We start from the raw sequence: 17,190 nt of genomic DNA on the forward strand, positions 1-17,190 counted from the left end.
CCTGTCGCCGGGGTCGACCCGGCCTGCGGGCGCGGCCAGCACGCCTAGTTAGGTTGTCCTAACTAGTCTAGGTTACGCGGGCAGTTTCCAGTCGATCGGGGTGGCACCTTGCGCTAACAGCAGATCATTCACTCGGCTGAACGGTTTGGACCCAAAGAAGCCCCGCGACGCCGACAGTGGGCTCGGATGGGCGGATTCAATCACCGCTGTGCCCTCCAGAAGCGGTGCCAGGCGTTGCGCGTCCTTGCCCCACAACACGCTGACAAGGGGCAACTTTCTGGCGGCAAGGGCGGCAATGACGGCCTCCGTGACTTCTTCCCACCCACGACGGCGGTGCGAACCTGCCTCACCCGGCGCCACCGTGAGCACCCTGTTCAGGAGCAGGACGCCCTGGTCGGCCCAGGAGCTGAGGTCCCCGTGGGTGGCCGGGGCGATGCCCACGTCGGCGTTCAACTCCTTGTAAATGTTGTTCAGGCTGCGGGGTAGGGGACGGGTTTTCCTGTCCACGGAAAATGCCAGGCCCACCGAGTGCCCAGGCGTGGGGTATGGGTCCTGGCCAACCATCAAGACCTTGATCGCCGCCATGGGCGTGCCCAAGGCGCGCAGTACCTTGGTGGGAAGGGGCAGGAAGCGGGTTCCGGCGTCGTACTCGTTGGCCAGCATGGCGCCCAAACTCCGCAACAGGGGCTCCAGCGGGGCCAATTCCTGCGCCCAATCGGGGGCAAGTTGCGTGAGAGGGTCCTGCGCCAACAGGGCCAGGGCCGCCAGCTCCCGGGCATCCCAGGGCGCCGGTGCGGGGAGGTCAAAGAGTGCAGGTGCGCTGTCCATGTTCTCCATTGTGGGCCATGGCGGGCTGCTGGTTAATTCCTCCACAGGAAGGGCTGCTTGTGCCGCTGTCCACGGAATTGCAAATGACATCCCTGTCATTCGCCCTTATTATGGACAGTGCGGGCCACGTTTGGCGGTCTGCTTCGCATGAGATTTGAGGGAGGGCTGTTGTGGCTGAAGCCATTGCGCATGGGCACGACCCGGCGGACCATGCCGCACCCTCCGAGGGCGGGCTCAGCCAGCGCGAGCAGCAAATGCTTGACCTGGAACGGCAATGGTGGAAGTACGCCGGCGCCAAGGAGCAGGCCATCCGTGACATGTTTGACCTCTCGGCGACCCATTACTACCAGGTCCTGAACGCCCTGATCGACACGGAAGCCGCGCTGGGCTATGACCCCATGCTGGTCAAACGGTTGCGTAGACTACGTGAGTCACGTCAACACGCCCGATCCGCACGCCGACTGGGCAACTGACCCATTTTCGCCCAACGTACGCACAAGGACTGCACTGCACAATGAGTAAACACCCGCGCGATGAGTTTGACGCTGTCGAGGAGAATTCGGCCCGCTACGGAGTCCATCGGGCGTCGATGGAAACCCGATCACGCTCGTTGCTGCCCATAATGATCGTCGGCGTTGCCGCCCTGTGCATTGGGCTCTTGGCGTTCTTCGTCATGCCGAAATTGTTGAACAACAACACCTCCCCGCTGGCAGGCAACACCACATCTGCTGTCAGCACTCCTCAAGCCGACCAGAGCACGGAGCCGCCAACTCCCGAGCCGACTGAAGCGGCCACCGAGGCGCCCACGGAGGAGCCGACGCCGGAGCCCACCCCGGATTCCGTTGTTGACAAGAGCATCGCCGTGGCGGTCTTCAACGCCACGGGTGTCTCCGGCCTGGCCGCGCAATACGCCGGGCGTGTCACGGGGGATGGCTGGACGGTGGCGCAGTCAGCCAACTGGGCAGGACAGCCGCAGTCAACGTCCGTCATTTTCTACAGCGACATCACGCAGAAGGCCAACGCCGAAGCACTCGGCACCCTGCTGAACATCCCCACCCAGGTTGAAACCGCCGAACTCGGCCTGCCGCTGGCCATTGTGCTGGGTCCTGGCGCCTAGTTTTTTCATAAAGCACGACGGCGGGAGGTCACCTTGGTTGACAAGGTGGCCTCCCCGTTCGCTGCCTCCCACTGCTCGCATGCTCGCAGCGGTCCCTCGGCCGCTCATTTACCTCGACCTGGGGACCAGACGTACCTTGGGCTAGTCCTTCAGCGGAACGCCGTTGGAATCGGTGCGGTAGTTTTCGTGGCCGACGAGGATCAGGATGCCCTCAATGAGGCCCCAGATTCCCATGATCGGGTAGAGGAAGCCGAAGCTGACCACCGACACCAGAAGCTGGGTCAGGGCAATCTTGTTCTTGCCCAGGTAAAAGTTGTGGATGCCGAGGCCTCCCAGCAAAATGCCCAAGATGCCGGCCACGACCTTTGACTTCTGCTGGCCGCCAACCATGGGGTATCCGGGCTGCGGGTAGGGCTGCTGGAATCCCTGCTGCTGGTAGCCCTGTTGGCCGCCTTGCTGCTGGTACGGGTTTTGCTGCACGTTCTGCTGCGGGTAGGCCTGCTGGGCTCCGGGGTAGGGTGACTGGGGTTCCGGCTGCTGGTAGCTCGGAGGCTGCGGTGCAGCGGGCTCTTGGTAGCCGGGGGCACCATAGGCCGGCGGCGCTGGCTGGTCGTAACCTGCAGGAACCTCGGACGCCTTGCCAAAGTCGAGGGGATTTTGTTCGGGCTGGTTATTTTCACTCATGGTGTCTCCTGATGCTACTGATATTGAAGGCACAAGCCGTTGCCGGGAGGCGGTTCGAGCATTGCTTATGCGAACGGTTGAAAATGCATATGGCAACAACGCTATCTGTTCGGCCGCGTGTCTGAAAGGGACAGGACCGCGAAGGGGCGAATATGTTGCGGGAAACGGGGGTGGGTCACACCTTGGAGACCGTTTATTGCCACTTCCACACCACTTCCACGCCGTCCTGGTCCCATTCCGGCGTCTGAGACGCACCCCTTCCGGCGTTCGCCGCAAGCTCATACAGCGTTCCCCGCTTGCACTCTGTAGTGACGAGTGCTAATTATGGAGTTAGCACTCTGAGGTGGCGACTGCTAATTATTGGCTGCTCAACCGCCGTCGGAGTATTGAACTTTCCTCATTGGGCGAGGGTTCGCAGCAGGTGTAAAGAGATCATCGGCTGCTAATCCGTCCGTCGCGGGCGCACAATGGGGATTTTTGAATCGTAAAATGACTGTCCCGAAAGGACTGAAGCCTCCATGGCCAAGCTCATTGCATTTGATGAAGAGGCACGCCGCGGCCTAGAGCGTGGATTGAACATCCTCGCCGACGCCGTCAAGGTAACCTTGGGCCCGCGCGGTCGCAACGTTGTTCTCGAAAAGAAGTGGGGCGCCCCCACGATCACCAACGATGGTGTATCCATCGCCAAGGAAATTGAACTTGACGATCCTTACGAGAAGATCGGCGCCGAGCTGGTCAAGGAAGTCGCCAAGAAGACTGACGACATCGCAGGCGACGGAACCACCACAGCAACTGTGTTGGCCCAGGCCCTGGTCAAGGAAGGCCTGCGCAACGTAGCTGCCGGCGCCGACCCGCTGTCCCTGAAGCGCGGCATCGAGAAGGCTGTTGCAGCCGTCATCGAGCAGCTGCTGGCTTCCGCCAAGGAAATTGAGACCAAGGAAGAAATCGCCGCCACCGCGTCGATCTCTGCCGGCGATCCCGAAATTGGCGCACTCATTGCCGAGGCCTTGGACAAGGTTGGCAAGGAAGGCGTCATCACCGTTGAGGAGTCAAACACCTTCGGCCTGGAGCTTGAGCTCACCGAGGGCATGCGCTTCGACAAGGGTTACATCTCCGCTTACTTCGTGACCGACACCGAGCGTCAGGAAACGGTTCTTGAAGACCCGTACATCCTGATCGTGAACTCCAAGATCTCCAGCGTCAAGGACCTCGTTGCAGTTCTGGAAAAAGTCATGGCTTCCAACAAGCCGCTGCTGATCATTGCCGAAGACATCGAAGGCGAAGCGCTTGCCACGTTGATCGTGAACAAGATCCGCGGCCTGTTCAAGTCCGTTGCCGTCAAGGCTCCGGGCTTCGGCGACCGCCGCAAGGCCCAGCTGGCTGACATTGCAGTGCTCACCGGTGGCCAGGTCATCGCTGAAGAAGTTGGCCTCAAGCTGGAAAACACCACCCTTGACCTGTTGGGCAAGGCTCGCAAGGTTGTTGTGACCAAGGACGAGACCACCATTGTTGATGGAGCCGGCGACGCCGAAGCCATCGCAGGTCGCGTTGCTCAGATTCGTGCCGAGATCGAAAACTCCGATTCCGACTACGACCGTGAGAAGCTGCAGGAGCGCCTGGCCAAGCTGGCCGGCGGCGTTGCAGTCATCAAGGCAGGTGCCGCAACCGAAGTTGAGCTCAAGGAGCGCAAGCACCGCATCGAAGATGCAGTGCGTAACGCCAAGGCTGCTGTTGAAGAAGGCATCGTCCCCGGCGGTGGCGTTGCCCTGATCCAGGCTGGCGTCACGGCATTCGAAGGCCTCAACCTGACGGGCGACGAAGCAACCGGCGCCAACATCGTCCGCGTTGCCATCGATGCACCGTTGAAGCAGATTGCCTTCAACGCAGGCATGGAGCCCGGCGTAGTAGTGGACAAGGTCCGCTCACTGCCCAACGGCCACGGCCTGAACGCTGCAACCGGGGTCTACGAAGACCTGCTGGCTGCTGGCGTCAACGACCCGGTAAAGGTGACCCGCTCTGCGCTGCAGAACGCGGCCTCCATCGCCGGCCTGTTCCTCACCACCGAAGCCGTTGTGGCCGACAAGCCTGAGAAGGCTGCACCGGCTGGCGGCGGCGGAGACGACATGGGCGGCATGGGCGGTTTCTAATCACCCACCCCTAGTCGTCTAGCAAAGGGCGCCATTGCCCCGCGGGCAGTAAGATTTCGCGAAAAGCATGCGAAATCCATCCCCGCTACAGGCAATGGCGCCTTTTGCTTGCCCACATGGTGGTTGAAAACGCTCCCTTTGGCGTTAAATGTCACCACCATCTGAAAGTATGGACCCATGACGATTGTTGCTGCCGCCGATGGTTCGGCCCTTGGAAATCCCGGTCCCGCAGGTTGGGCCTGGTACGTGGATGACAACTGTTGGCGTTCCGGCGGCTGGGACCATGGCACCAACAACATGGGCGAGCTCATGGCTGTCCTGGACCTGTTCAAGTCCACGGCGCATATTCCGGAAGAGCCGCTGCATATCCTGTGCGACAGTCAGTACGTCATCAACTCGGTGACGAAATGGATGCCGGGTTGGAAACGCAAGGGGTGGAAGAAGTCGGATGGCAAACCCGTTCTTAATCTTGAGCTTCTCAAGGAGATTGACGCGTTGCTGGTTGGCCGGAAATACACGTTTGAGTGGGTCAAGGGGCACGCCGGCCATGAGCTGAATGAGGCGGCCGACGTCCGTGCCCGTGACGCCGCCACGGCGCACCAGGCCAAGCGCCTGCCAAATGCCGGCCCCGGGTTCCCCGGTTCGTCCCTGAATGGTTCGGGTGCTTCAACAGCCCAGGACAAGTTCGACGCCGGCATGCCGGGAACCAGCCAAGTCACACCTGCCGCTGCCCGGGAGAATGTCCAGAACACTGTGCGGAATGCGGTGCAGCCGATCCTGGCAGGAACGGCACTCTTTGACGAACCAGACCTTTTCTCCATGCTGGAAGACGAACCTGATCCGTTTTTTGTCGTGGATCGTGCCGCCAGCGTCGACGACGTGGTGGAACTGGAGCGGGAACTGTTGGACCCGGCTGTCCGGACGGATCCGCTTCGGCTGGCGGAGCTTTTGCATCCGGATTTCGAGGAGATTGGTGCCTCGGGGCAGTTGTGGTCCAGGAAGGAAATGATCGAAGCGCTGGTCGATGAAGCCGCGGCCGAAGCCGAACTGGAGGTCCTCGCCTTGAACAAGGTGGATGCTGCAACGGCCCTGCTGACCTACCGCAGCATCACCCGAAGCGGCAACACATTGCGGAGCTCCCTGTGGTCACTTGCTGACGGGCAGTGGCGCCTGCGCTTCCACCAGGGGACGCGCGAAGCCTAGAACGGTGGAGCAATGTCTCCCTGCGTCTGGAGATAAACCCTGCCGGTGGGGGTGGTGGTCCTGGTGACACCAGGACTGACATTCTCAACGGTCCATCCGGTGTGGGGATCATCCTTGACATGGTGGCAGTACGGGCAGCGCGGGCGCAGGTTGTCAATGCTGGTTTCGCCGGGCGGCAGCAATGTTCCGTCCGATGCGCGGGCGAGCCGGGTAAATGGTGTTGTGTGGTCAAGCTCGCATGACCTGGCGGGTCTGTCGCAACCAATTCCTGTGCAGACCGGATCCCTGAAACGCACTTCGCGGACCATGGCCTTGGGAGGTTTTCGTGACTTTCTACCGATGCTCACAATACGCCCTGTGTCCGGGTCGGTAAGGAATCTTCGCCAGAACTTGGCAGTGGCGGCCAATTCCTGCACATCGTCGATGGGGATGGGGCCGTAACCTTCCAGGATGGCAGGATCAGCGGAAAGTCCACGCAGCGTGCTGGCAGGGACCATGATGTTCAGGACTGCCGGGATGCGATTGCGGAAGTGAGGGTCTTGCGGATCCTTGGGCTGCGTTCCTGACACGGTGTGCAGCAGAATCTGGTGGAGCAGATCCATCAGGATGTCGGCCCGGTATTCCCCAAGCGAACGGGAAGGCCGCCCGGTGGGTGTGGTGCCATGGCTGTCATCGCCTCTTGACTTGGCTGACCTGGCCCAGTCGTCAAGCGAGTTGAACAGGAGCGTCGCTTCCTTGGCGGGCAGGCGCGCACCCAGGCAGGCCATGCCATCCGGCAATGGGGTGATCCATACATCCCTGCTTGTTCGCGCCCGTCGGTGCCGCTGTTCCAGGGGTTCAGGATTGTGGCGCTCGGCAATGGACCGGACACGTCGAGTCAGGGCGTTTGGATTGCTGCTCATGGCGAATTCCAGAAAGTTCCTTTCCACGTCGTGGAGGATCTGCGGCGGAGTGTTTTCGCATCCCCGAATGATTGCCCTGACTCGGCGGATGTCCAAGGAGCCGTCATTGAACTGTTCAAAAGTGTCCGGCAGGTGCCTGACGAGCAGTTCGGCGTCGGTCATCAAGTGTTCGGCAGCCCCGGGGCCAATGGCAAACATGGCCATGAGCTCGGCAGCAGCATAGCGAGAGCGGTCCGGATGCTTCTCCGGGGACCCCTCACCGGGAATCGTTGGGCGCCTTGCGGCAAACTCATTGATGGCGGCTGCCTGCCGGGCCATGGCCCAAGAAGCCTGGCGCTCCGTCGCCTGGATGTAGTTCAGCAGCTCGTCATCGTCCAACGAAGCTGGATCTGTTGCGTCCAGTGCTGCAGTGCCGAGTTGAGGGGTCCAGGGAACATAGCTTGCCTGCTCTTCGGCCGTCATGGGTGGCAGCATCCGCTGGACACGCTTGAGCCCGCCGATCACCGGGACGCGGACAGGCCGTGGCATGGTCAGCGGCTCGGCTGCTCGAAGCACGTTCAGATGAAATTCCCTGCGCATGGCCTCTAGTTCGTCTTCTTCCGAGGCGGTTGCCTGGCCGTCGAAGTCGCTGTAGTCCGCCTCGCTGGCGTCCACGCCACTGCCGTCCAAGCGCCGTGTGCGCGCATCAATGGGGGTAGTGCGGCCTTCGTGGCTGGCCACGGCGCGCAGGGCGTGGTCGGCTACCAGGGCAAAGAACTCGTCCTCATCCAGAAGCGGACGGCCGTTTTCCATCTGCTCGGCCCACGCCAGCCGTTCAATCTGCCGAGCCTCCCAGGGTGGGACGCCCCGGTCCGGTCGCGGGCTTTCGGAGTCTGAAAGGCTGTCCAGCCAGGGGTCTTCAGGAACTTGAGCAACCGCCGCGAAGTATCCCTCGAGGGAGGTTTCGAGGTTGAATCCCGAGAATGCGGGTCCGGAAGGTTCGGGAGGCTGTGAGTTTCCGGGTCGCTCCATTGCGTCCATAACAGAAGTTTATACGAAAAGACAAGTAGAAACAACCATTGATCCGAATATATTTATGAATAATTCTTGTGGAAAAGGTGCGCGAGACAGGGATTGGCGGCTGTCGCGAAAGGATGTGTCGTGGTCGTGGACTTGGACCTGGACGTGGGCGTGGAGGTGTCTTGGACTTGGACCTGGACGTGGGCGTGGAGGTGTCTTGGACTTGGACGGCACGAGGTGCGAGGCGGTTAGCGGATGGTGAACATGCGGGTGTTGGCCTCTTCCGCCTGCGCATATTGGGTTGCCGCCATGGACAGGGCGCCGTTGATGCTCTCCAGGGACGCCTCAACTTTCAGCTCGGTGGCGTGCCACTCCTGCAGGAGAGCCTGAAAATTGGTGGCTGCCGTACCCGTCCAGGAGCTTTGCAGGTCAAGGAGATTGCGCTTCATGGCGTCAACCTCCATGCGGATCCGGTCAACGGATCCTCTGACCGCTGAGCTTTTGAGAACAAGATCGTCGCTGTTGACGTTGAACTGTGCCATGGGAAGCGCCTTTGCTGGAACGGCTGAGATGCCGGGGCATCACTGACATGTCCCAGCGTAGGAGCCCGCCACAGTGCACGGAACCTCCGGAAGCGCTTCTGTGGACGGCGCGGTGTGCCAGCTATGCTGTGGAGGAACCAGCGCCGGGGAAATCGCCGCCGGAGGGCTCTGATACGCCGCCGGAGGGCTCTGATACGCCGCCGGAGGGCTCTGATACATCACCGGATGGCTCTGATACATCACCGGATGGCTCTGAAACATCGCCTGAGGATGCCGATTCTTCGTCTGAGGGCTCTGGTGCGTCCTCGAACGCGTGATATGGCAATTCAATGGCCATGGTCGCCCCACCTCCGGGAGTCTGTTCCAGCCGCACAGTGCCCTCGTGGGATGCGACGATCGCGGACACAATTGCCAGGCCCAATCCGCTGCCGCCGGTGTTCCTGTCGCGTGAGGAATCGGCACGGTAGAAACGTTCAAAGACGCGCGGTGCCTCCTCGTCGGAGATGCCCGGGCCGTGGTCGCGGATCTTGATGACCGAGTAGGCGGCGGGTCCCTCAGTGCGGGTGCCCACCATGATCTCAATGGGGGAACCATCCGGGGTGTAACGCAGCGCGTTGCCCATCAGGTTTGCCACGACCTGGCGTAGTTTCGCCTCGTCGCCGACGCTTGGCGCGGAGGTGCCGGGTCCGCCGTCGAGCCCTATGACCTTAAAGCTGCGGTCACGTGCGGTGGCGCGCGCATCCAGCACGGCGTCGTGGCCGATGATCAGCAGGTCCACGGGCTTGAGCTGCAGCGGCCGCTGCTCGTCGATGCGGGCCAGTATGAGCAGGTCTTCGACGAGCTCGCCCATCCGTTTGGCCTCGCTCTCGATGCGGCCCATGGCTGTGCCGACGTCCTCGGGGGTTTGCAGGGCGCCGTGGCGGTAGAGCTCGGAGAAGCCACGGATGGTGACCAGCGGGGTCCGCAATTCGTGGGAGGCGTCGGCAACGAAGCGGCGCATCTTCTTTTCAGATGCGGTCCTGGCGGCGAAGGCATGCTCAATGTGGGCCAGCATGGTGTTTAGCGACACGGACAGCCGGCCCACTTCCGTGGCCGGGTTCTCAATGTCCACGCGCCGGGACAGGTCCCCGGCGGCGATGGCTGCGGCGGTCTTCTCGACACGGCTCAGGGGCCGGAAGGAGCGGGAGACTGTCCAATAGGCGATCATGGTGCCCATGGTGACGGCCAAGATGGCGACTCCCGCCACCACCGCCGCGAGACGTTCCATCGTGAGATTGAGGCTCTCATACGGCAGACCCACCACCACATAACCAGTGTAGATGTCCTTGGCACCAACGGGGTCCGTGAGCTGGAAGTCCTGCGGCGCTATGACGGTCAGGCGCCACGCAGCCCCGCCGTCACTGCTGGGCACCGTGAATCTCTTGCCGTTCAGCGCCTGGGCCTGCGCCATGGTGAAGGTGGGGTACACCGGCTTGTCCATGCCGGGGCGGTTTTGGTCCGCCAGCCCGCCGTCATTGAAGTGGAAACCCACATAGTAGTCAAAGCTGAACGGGGCCCGGCCGGTGTTCTCTGAATCCACCGTGCCGTTGCGGATAATCGACTGCTGGGAGGTGGCCAGCTGCGTGTCCATCTGGTCTTCCAGAAAGGAGTGCAGCAAAAGAAACGTTGTGGCTCCCAGCGCCAGCAGGGAAACGGTCAACAGCGCGCTGATGATCGCCACCAGCTGTGAGCGCAGGGAGGCGTTCTTCCACAACTTAATCAATGTACTGGCGGGTGCTAGCGCTTGTCGGCAGTTCGCAGCACGTAACCCACGCCGCGCTTGGTCTGGATCAGGGCAGGCAGCGACGCGTCGATGTCGACCTTGCGGCGCAGGTAGGAGATGTACGACTCCACGATGGAGGCGTCGCCGTTGAAATCGTATTCCCACACGTGGTCAAGGATCTGAGCCTTGGACAGCACCCGGTTGGGGTTCAGCATCAGGTAACGCAAGAGCTTGAACTCGGTGGGGGAGAGCTCCACGGTCTTGCCGGCGCGGCGCACCTCGTGGGCGTCGTCGTCGAGCTCCAGATCGGCAACACGCAATACGGCGTCGTCATCTTCCATGGGCTGGGTACGGCGCAGGACGGCGCGGATGCGGGCCACAACCTCATCGAGGCTGAAAGGCTTGGTGACATAGTCGTCGCCGCCCACCGTCAGACCGGTGACCTTGTCCTCGGTGTCGTCGCGGGCCGTCAGGAACAGGACAGGGAAGTGCCGTCCGGCGGCACGCAGCCGGCGGGTGACGGTAAATCCGTCCATGTCGGGGAGCATGACATCCAGGACGGCCAGGTCCGGGTTGTGTTCCTCGGCCGCAGCCAGTGCGTCGCGGCCGTTAGCGGCGGCGATGACCTCGAACCCGGCGAAACGCAGGGATGTCGAGAGGAGCTCACGAATATTGGGCTCGTCGTCAACAACGAGCAGCTTGGCTTCAGGTCCGGTCTTTTTCACCATTTCAGTCTCCGACCATTTGCTGGGAATATGCTGGATATTCCGTGGGTAAGTACTGTCAGCTTACGCCCAGAGAGTTCCCAGCTGCTAGTAGGGCACGCGAAAGATTTCCGCATGGGTCCCCGGCACGGCGGTGGCAGGCAGGACCAGCTTCTTCAGGAACGCCGTGTCCTCGTTGGCCAAGGCCCAGTGCAGCAGTTCCGCGCGCATCCGTTCAAGCACGGGCGCATGCGAAGCCTCCACGGCAAGATTGCGTTGCTCGCCGGGATCTGCCGACAGATGGTGGAGTTGTTCGCGGTGTGCGCCCCAGCTGTACACCGCGTATTTCCAGTCCCCAAGAATGAGTGTCCTCCCCGAGGTCCCGGCGCCGGGCAGTGCGGCTGCGTCCTGGAACGAGGTTTGCACCACCACCGGCGGCTGCTCCGGCACCAGTGCAGAGTTCGCGGCAAGCCCGCCCGGCGCAGCAACCCCCGCGATGTCACACAGCGTGGGCAGCAGTCCCAACACGGCCGCCACAGGCTTATCGACCACCGCTGCGGCCCGGCCCGGAACATGCACTAGAAACGGCACCTTGATGCATTCCTGGTGCAGGGCGGTTTTTTGGTTCCAACCGTGGGAGGCGTCGCCGTCGCCATGGTCGCTGACAAATACGACGGCGGTGCTCGCCAAGTCGATCCCGTCCAGCAGTTGCCCAATGCGTTGGTCAACGCGGGCAACAAGTGCTGCGTAGGTGGCCCGGTAGCCGCGCCAGTCATCCGGGCTGAATGCCACGGTGCCGTACATCCTGGAGGCCGCGTCCTGTTCCATCGCCAGCGCCTCGGGCGCGTAGGGCGCCTTGTGGAAGTTGGGTGGCAGGGGAGGGGCATCCAGGGTGGGAACCGGCGGCACCGGCCCATACGGCATGGGCTGCGACCGGGCATATTCGCAGATGGTGTGGGGGTCGTCGAAGGAAGCCACAAGGAAGAACGGACGATCCGTTGGGGGCTGGCCCGGTGTGGGGTGCGAAAGTGAGCTCCGGCGCCCGAGCCATTCATGGCATGCCTCCACCAGGCCCTCATCACCAAAGGGGTGGATGGGGTCAAAGCCGTCATCCGCGGTGGCGCTGGCCTGAAGTGCGTGCCATTTTCCGGCGTAGGCACAGTCGTACCCAGCGGCCGTGAACCAATGGCCCAGCGATTCCGGACCGTGGCCGGGCTCCGCCGCCCCCGCACCGTACGGCCGACCGCGGTCGGGCCCGATCCCGTTGAACTTGTTGGACATAATGCCCAGCTGGTGCGGATACCGCCCCGTGACCATGGCGCTGCGAGCCGGCACGCAAAGCGGAAAAGGGGTGTAAGCCTGCGTGAAAACGGTGGCGCCGGCCGCCAGACGGTCGAGGTTGGGCGTGCTGAAATGTGCGTCCTCGGGCCGGCGCCGGGTCAGTGCATGGGCGGCGAACTGGTCGGCCATGATGAGCAGGATGTTCATGTTTGTGCTCCCAACGTAGTGTTTGCCAGCTCTTCCAGCGCTTCTTTTCCGCTCCAGGACTGGCCCGCCGCAGCCAACGCGTCGGAAAGGTCCCTCGCCCAGCGCCGGACCACGGCCGGATCAGTGATGTTGTGCAGTTCGTACGGGTCATCCACCAGGTCGACGACAGACGTGCTGAGCCCTTCCCCCGCATGGAACCGGGCAATGAATTTGCCGGTGGCTGTCCGCAGCCCGCGGACATCGACGTCGTGTTCGTCGCGCGCGTAGTAAAAATACAGGGACGACGGCGTGCCCAGCGTCCCGGCTTGTCCCTCCTCGGGTGCCCCGTCACCCTGGGTGAGAAGCGCGGGAGAGAGATCCTGCCCATGCATGTGTTCTGGAACGTCGCTACCAAGGCCCATGAGCCCTAAAAGTGTTGGGGCAATGTCCACGCTGGAGATCCCCACCCGGTCCGCCGCAGCCGTGTCGAGGCGGTCGGGCCAGCGCAGAACAAAGGGGATCCGCATGGATTCCTCAAAGGGGACGTTTTTGTAGAGCAGGCCGTGGCTGCCCATTTGTTGGCCGTGGTCCGAGGTGAAAATGACAAGGGTGTCCTCCGCCAGTCCCAGGGACTCCAAGGTGGCAATCAGCCGCCCCACCTGCGCGTCGATGGCGGCGACGGCTGCGTAATAGAGGGGAGCTATGCTGGCGGCTTCCCGGCCTGTCGCGGAATCCAGGTCCACGTTGGGCCGGGTCAGCAGTTCCGCGGCTGAAAGCTGCCCGTAGCTGGTGTCGTAATCTGGCGGCAGCTGGTCGAAGGGCTGGTGCGGCGGGTTCCATGACACGGCCAGGGCAAAGGGCATTCGGCCAGGTGAGGTCTCACGTTCGGATCCGTCGGCGGCCTCGGCCACGGAAGTGCCGGCCCCGGCGGCCCCGGCCCCGGAAGTGCCGGCAGCTCGCTGCAGAAAGTCGATGGCGATGTCCGTCTCATGGGCGGCCGACCATCCGGTGACGTCAACGCGCTGGTGCCGTCCGGCGTGGGACGTCCAATAATGAGGGGTGAGGTGCTCGTCGCAGCAGCCGTACGAGTACCAGAAGTCGAAACCGTGGCGGCGGTTCGGCGGGGACCAGGCATCCCAGTAGCGCCCGTCCTCGAGCGGGCCGGTGCCGTGGACGGCGTCCTCCGGAACTGGCGCCTCGAGGTGCCATTTGCCGATGTAGCCGGTGTTGTAGCCGGCATTGCGCAACACAGCAGCCCAGGACGGTGCATCCGGTCGGAGGCCAACGCCCCAGGTGGCAGTCTCGGAGTTGACGTTGTGGGTGACGCCGTTGGATGCGGGATACTGCCCGCTCATCATCATGGCCCGGTGCGGGCTGCACACCGGGTAGCTGCTGACCGCGTGGGTGAGCGACACGCCGTCGGACATCAGGGCATCCAGAAACGGGGTGGAAACAGGGTCGCCGCCCGGCTCCAGGCACATGGCCCGGAACTGGTCGGCGACAATGAATAGCAGGTTGGGTGAGGACACTATTTGCCCATGCCCAGGGTCAGGCCCTCGGTGAGGCGCCGGCCCAGCCAGATATAGATGATCAGCATCGGCAGGACCACGATGCACAGGCCCGCGAACAACCCGCCCCAGTCGGCGCCGGAGTACGTCTGCTGCTGCACAAAGGAAATCAAGGCAACGGGCAGCGTGTACTTTTCGGTGGACTGGATCAGGGTCAGCGCCAGCAGCGTCTCGTTCCAGTGCGCAACCACCTGCAGGACAAACGCGGTCAGGATGCCGCCCTTGGCCAGCGGCAGCGTGATCTGGACGAAGGTGCGCAAGGCGGTGGCGCCGTCGAGTGCGGCGGCCTCCTCCATCTCCATGGGCAGGCTGCGGAAGAACGCGGTCAGCAGGAACACCGTGAACGGCATTGAACTGGCAATGTAGACCAGGTTCAGCCCGATCAGGCTGTCGGTCAGATACACCTTGTTGAGCATGACGAACAACGGGATCAAGATGACCTGTGCCGGGATGCCCAAGCCCAGAATGAAGTACAAGCTCAGCCCGTTGGTGAAACGGCTTTCCACCCGGGCGAGGTAGTACGCTGCGGGTGCGGCAAAGGCCACTGTCAAAAACGATGAAACGCCGGTGGTGATGACCGAGTTCCAGGTTGCCGTGGCAAAGTCGCTGACGGTCCAGGCGTTGACAAAGTTGGAGAAGTCAAGGGTTTCCGGCATGCCCCAGGGGCTGGCGAGGATGGATCGGGTGTCGCGGAACGCCTGCAACACCATCCACAACAGCATGCCGATGCTGATGGCGACAACAGCCCACAGCAGGACTACGCCAATGCTGCGGACGATGTTGCTTTCCGCGCGGAGGGCAGGGCTGACGCCGCGGTAGTTCTTGCTGCGCTTGGTGCTGTTCTTGCCGGGCCGGCCGGTGGAGCCGGGGCCTTGCGGCGTGCCCGCGGAAGTCTCTTCGGGTGCGGTGAGAGTAGACATGGGCTGATCCTTAGAATTCAACGGCGTCACGGCGCATGGCGCGGCGCAGGAACACCACGAGGACGGAAACCAGAGCCAGGGAGATGATGGCGGAGGCGGTGGCCGCGCCGTAGGCTGGCGTGGACTGGCCGGAGAACGCGGTCACGTAGGTGTACACGGCAGTGGTCCAGCTTTGGGTGGGCGGAATGCCGGCACCGCTGCTGCCGCCGAAGACCCAGATGATCTCAAAGATCTTGACGGAGGAGATGGTCCACAACACGGCACAGGTGCCGAACACGTCCCAGGTCAGGGGCAGGATCACATAGCGCAGGCGCTGCCAGGCATTGGCACCAGCCAGGGCGCAGTCCTCGTAGTAATACGGGGGAATGCGGTCGACGCCGGCCATCAAGATGGTGGTGAAGTAACCGGTGGTGGTGGCCACCAGGGTGGCCATGATCAGCGGGAAGATGTTGTCCTGGGCCAGCCAGGCTGGTGGTTCGGTGACACCAAAGGGCTTGAGCAAGGTGTTGACCATGCCGCCCGGGTTGAAGATGAACCCGGCCAGCACACCGAAGACCAGGGCGTTGATCAGGTGCGGGAAGAAAATGACGTTGCGGACAATTTTCTTGCCGGCCATATCACGCAGCACCAGGGTCATGGCGAAGGCCAGGATGAAGATGGCTGCACCCACCACGAACAGCAGCAGCAACGTGTTGCCAAAAGACTTCATGAACAAGTCATCTTTGAAAACCATGATGTAGTTCTTGACGCCCACAAATTTCATGGTGCCTGCGCCCGCCCATTCATGCAGGCTGATCCAGGCTGCCCCAATGGCGGGAACAATGAAGAGGACGGTGTAGATGACAAAGGCGGGGCCGACGAAGGGCACCAGCAGCTTGCGCCGCTGACGGTCAATGCTGCTGCCGCCCTGCCCCCGCTCCGCGGCGGCTGCCGCGGAGCGGGAACGATGGGCTGTTGTGGCCGACATTAGCTGTTGTCCTTCCAGTACTGAACGGTTGAGGACTTCATCTTTGCGACGAATTCTTCTGCGTTGATCTTGCCTAGGAACAGTTCGTCGTTGATGGGCCAGAGGATCTTTTCGACGTAGCCGGGGTGCGTGACACCATCATTTTGGAGGTAGATTTCATCGGCGCTGTCGATGGCGTTCTTGACGGTGGCGAGCTCAGGGGAGATGGCCACATCGGTGCGGATGGGCAATACCTTTGCATCGGTGCCGTAGGCGTCCTGGTATTCCTTCTTCAACATGAAGGCGGCGAGTTTCTGTGCCAGTTCAGGATTCTTGGCCTTCTGGGGGATGGCCCAACCAACAAAGTCGGCGCGTGCTGACGTTGGCTTCCCTGCAACGGGAGGGAAAGGGAATGAGGAGTACTTGAAGTCCTCCGCAGCGTAGGTGCCTGTCTCTGTGGGCAGCCATGAACCGTTGAACATCAGCTCCGCGCCACCGTTGGCCCACACCTGCTGCTGGGCCGGCCACTTGCTGGCGTTGTAACCCTTGATCAAGTAATCGCCTTGGACGATTTGCTCAACTTTCTTGGCCGCATCAAGGACCGTGGGGGAATCCCAGGCAGCACCTGTCTTGTCTGCAACCACCTTGGCGAAGGCGCCGGCACCATCGGTGCGCACCAGTGCGCTGGTGAACCACATGGAGTTGTAGCCGCCAATGTCACCGTCTGCGGCCAGGGGAACCTTGCCGTCAGCCTTGAACTTGTCCAGCAGGGCAATGAGCTCATCCCATGAAGCGGGGGGAGCGGTTTCCAACTCGGGGTTGGCAGCGGCGTCGTACCAGATGCCATCGGAGCTCAGGCTGTACGGCAGCATCCACGGCTCGCCATCTTCGCCCTTGATGTCGCTGACCTTGAGGTACTTTTCCGGGATCAACTCGGAGACCTTGGTGCCCTCCACCTCACTGTCATAGGCGGCAGTCAACGCTAGTGCCTGGCCGGTGTTGCCCAGCACGGGGGCCAGCTTGGCGAACGGCCCATCCACGATGTCAGGGACGTTGTTGGTGTTCAGTGCCGGGACCAGCTTCTGGACATTGGAGCGTCCCTGCCACTGCACCTTGACGGTGGAGCCGGTTTCTTTTTCAAAATCGGCAATGGCTTTTTCAATAACCAGCTGCTGCGGTTCGCCGACCTTCCACATGGACCAGTACGACAATGTACCGCCCTCTGTGCCGGATCCTGCGTCGGCGGGGGCCTTGGTGCCGCCGCCACAGGCGGAAAGTGCCAATGCTGCACCTGCCATTACTGCCAGTGTCCGTGCAAAACGGAATTTGGTTGTCATTGAGTACACCCTTGTTTCAAGTAGTTGTGCCGTGCATCACGGGTCATTGAGAATACTCAAACAG

General features: G+C 62.2%; 15 protein-coding genes. 4 read left to right on the top strand and 11 right to left on the bottom strand.

The window, feature by feature from the left end:
- Nucleotides 1–72 precede the first annotated feature (72 nt).
- Nucleotides 73–828 (bottom strand): uracil-DNA glycosylase, encoded by a 756-nt coding sequence (locus art_RS17410; protein ID WP_082000587.1) that lies wholly within the window; start codon nt 826–828, stop codon nt 73–75.
- Between the two features lie 182 nt (nt 829–1,010).
- Here art_RS17410 and art_RS17415 point away from each other — a divergent pair, with 182 nt between their 5' ends.
- On the top strand, nt 1,011–1,301 hold the full coding sequence (locus art_RS17415; protein ID WP_038470822.1) for a DUF3263 domain-containing protein: 291 nt from the start codon (nt 1,011–1,013) through the stop codon (nt 1,299–1,301).
- Nucleotides 1,302–1,342: 41 nt separating this feature from the next.
- Entirely contained in the window at nt 1,343–1,945 is a 603-nt protein-coding gene (locus tag art_RS17420; protein ID WP_038466888.1) for a LytR C-terminal domain-containing protein, read from the top strand.
- A 141-nt stretch (nt 1,946–2,086) separates the two neighbouring features.
- Here art_RS17420 and art_RS23185 read toward each other — a convergent pair whose 3' ends face one another.
- Nucleotides 2,087–2,629 (bottom strand): TM2 domain-containing protein, encoded by a 543-nt coding sequence (locus art_RS23185; protein WP_052136720.1) that lies wholly within the window; start codon nt 2,627–2,629, stop codon nt 2,087–2,089.
- A 518-nt stretch (nt 2,630–3,147) separates the two neighbouring features.
- Between art_RS23185 and groL the strand changes: the two genes are divergently transcribed.
- Nucleotides 3,148–4,776, top strand: coding sequence for a chaperonin GroEL (gene groL, locus art_RS17430; protein WP_038466891.1), 1,629 nt, complete (start codon nt 3,148–3,150; stop codon nt 4,774–4,776).
- 177 nt (nt 4,777–4,953) lie between these two features.
- Complete coding sequence (locus tag art_RS17435; protein WP_038466893.1) at nt 4,954–5,979, top strand: ribonuclease HI family protein; 1,026 nt, start codon at nt 4,954–4,956, stop codon at nt 5,977–5,979.
- Here art_RS17435 and art_RS17440 read toward each other — a convergent pair.
- The 9 genes from art_RS17440 to art_RS17480 form a co-directional block, all read right to left on the bottom strand.
- A complete protein-coding gene (locus art_RS17440) occupies nt 5,976–7,901 on the bottom strand; it encodes an HNH endonuclease signature motif containing protein (protein WP_082000394.1) in 1,926 nt (641 codons plus the stop codon). The genes art_RS17435 and art_RS17440 overlap by 4 nt on opposite strands.
- Before the next feature lie 227 nt (nt 7,902–8,128).
- A complete protein-coding gene (locus art_RS17445; RefSeq protein ID WP_038466899.1) occupies nt 8,129–8,422 on the bottom strand; it encodes a WXG100 family type VII secretion target in 294 nt (97 codons plus the stop codon).
- A 121-nt stretch (nt 8,423–8,543) separates the two neighbouring features.
- Entirely contained in the window at nt 8,544–10,175 is a 1,632-nt protein-coding gene (locus art_RS17450) for an ATP-binding protein (RefSeq protein WP_367643747.1), read from the bottom strand.
- 23 nt (nt 10,176–10,198) lie between these two features.
- On the bottom strand, nt 10,199–10,909 hold the full coding sequence (locus tag art_RS17455; protein WP_038470827.1) for a response regulator transcription factor: 711 nt from the start codon (nt 10,907–10,909) through the stop codon (nt 10,199–10,201).
- A gap of 87 nt (nt 10,910–10,996) precedes the next feature.
- Nucleotides 10,997–12,376 carry a sulfatase gene (locus tag art_RS17460; protein WP_052136721.1) on the bottom strand — a complete coding sequence of 460 codons (1,380 nt, stop codon included), beginning with the start codon at nt 12,374–12,376 and terminating at the stop codon, nt 10,997–10,999.
- Nucleotides 12,373–13,884, bottom strand: coding sequence for a sulfatase (locus tag art_RS17465; RefSeq protein WP_052136722.1), 1,512 nt, complete (start codon nt 13,882–13,884; stop codon nt 12,373–12,375). The genes art_RS17460 and art_RS17465 overlap by 4 nt, the downstream gene beginning before the upstream one ends.
- A complete protein-coding gene (locus art_RS17470; protein ID WP_082000396.1) occupies nt 13,884–14,843 on the bottom strand; it encodes a carbohydrate ABC transporter permease in 960 nt (319 codons plus the stop codon). The genes art_RS17465 and art_RS17470 overlap by 1 nt, the downstream gene beginning before the upstream one ends.
- 10 nt (nt 14,844–14,853) lie before the next feature.
- Nucleotides 14,854–15,810, bottom strand: coding sequence for a carbohydrate ABC transporter permease (locus art_RS17475; protein ID WP_038466902.1), 957 nt, complete (start codon nt 15,808–15,810; stop codon nt 14,854–14,856).
- Nucleotides 15,810–17,126, bottom strand: a complete 1,317-nt coding sequence (locus art_RS17480) for an extracellular solute-binding protein (protein WP_038466905.1) — start codon at nt 17,124–17,126, stop codon at nt 15,810–15,812. Before art_RS17480 ends, art_RS17475 begins: the two co-directional genes overlap by 1 nt.
- Between the last annotated feature and the right edge of the window lie 64 nt (nt 17,127–17,190).

It is taken from the genome of Arthrobacter sp. PAMC 25486 (assembly GCF_000785535.1).
GTDB lineage: Bacteria > Actinomycetota > Actinomycetes > Actinomycetales > Micrococcaceae > Specibacter.